Genomic DNA, 1,176 nt, shown 5'->3' on the forward strand with positions numbered 1-1,176 from the left:
AAGCAATTCTCGGAAGAGCAGATCATCGGCATCCTGAAGGAGGCCGAGGCGGGCGCAGTGGTGACGGAGTTGTGCCGCAAGCACGGGATGTCGAGCGCGACCTATTACGCGTGGAAGGCGAAGTTCGGCGGCCTGGAGGTGTCCGACGCGAAGCGCCTGCGGTCGCTCGAGGAGGAGAACGCCCGGCTCAAGCGGCTGCTCGCGGATACGATGCTAGACAACGCGGGGTTGAAAGACCTGCTGTCAAAAAAGTGGTGACGCCCGCCGCGAAGCGGCAAGCGGTCGCGCATCTCCAGGCGACCCTGGGGATGAGCGAGCGGCGGGCATGCGCGGTTGTCGGAGCGGATCGCACGAGCATGCGGTATCGCTCGTGCCGGGCAGATGATGGCGACCTGCGGTCGCGGCTGTGCGAGTTGGCACAGCAGCGTCGGCGGTTCGGCTATCGACGGTTGCACATCCTGCTGCGCCGGGACGGCATCACGATCAACCGCAAGAAGACCCAGCGGCTCTACCGGGAGGAAGGTCTGACGGTCAGGCGCCGGAAAGGACGAAGGCGCGCCGTGGGCGCGCGGGCACCTTCACCGGTGCTGGCGCTCCCCAACCAGCGCTGGAGCCTCGACTTCGTCCACGACCAGCTTGTCACCGGGCGGCGGTTCCGTGTGCTCAACATCGTCGACGACGTGACGCGCAAATGCCTCCGGGCGGTAGTCGACACGTCAATTTCGGGCCGGCGGGTCGTGCGCGAACTGGCCGATCTGATCGCCGAGCGTGGCAGGCCGAAGATGATCGTCAGCGACAACGGGACCGAACTGACCTCCAATGCGGTGCTCGCCTGGTCCGCCGATGCCAGCATCGAGTGGCATTACATCGCGCCAGGCAAACCGACGCAGAACGGGTTCGTCGAGAGCTTCAACGGTCGCATGCGCGACGAGCTGCTCAACGAGACGCTGTTCTTCACCATTGGCCAAGCCCGCTCGATCCTGGCCCGCTGGGTCGACGACTACAACACCGAGCGGCCGCACTCGTCGCTCGGCTACGCTACCCCGGCCGCATTCGCTGCCGGGCTCGAACAGCAACGGGCGGGGTTAACCCCGCCCGTTGCTTCACCTGCGCTCTTGCGCGACAACACCGGTCGGTCTCTGGTTGCCGCTGGTTGAAAGACTGGGGTCACGTCAA

General features: G+C 65.7%; 1 protein-coding gene. It reads left to right on the forward strand.

The genetic code is table 11. The features are described 5' to 3' along the window. A protein-coding gene (locus ACFX59_RS18215; RefSeq protein WP_387434462.1) for an IS3 family transposase occupies window positions 1-1,157 on the forward strand; the annotation gives its coding sequence in 2 pieces (ribosomal slippage) (window positions 1-253 and window positions 253-1,157; 1,158 coding nt annotated over the 2 pieces). This gene is flagged as partial in the annotation. Between the last annotated feature and the right edge of the window lie 19 nt (window positions 1,158-1,176).

This window comes from Sphingomonas sp. NCPPB 2930, from assembly GCF_042867205.1.
Classification (GTDB): Bacteria; Pseudomonadota; Alphaproteobacteria; order Sphingomonadales; family Sphingomonadaceae; genus Sphingomonas.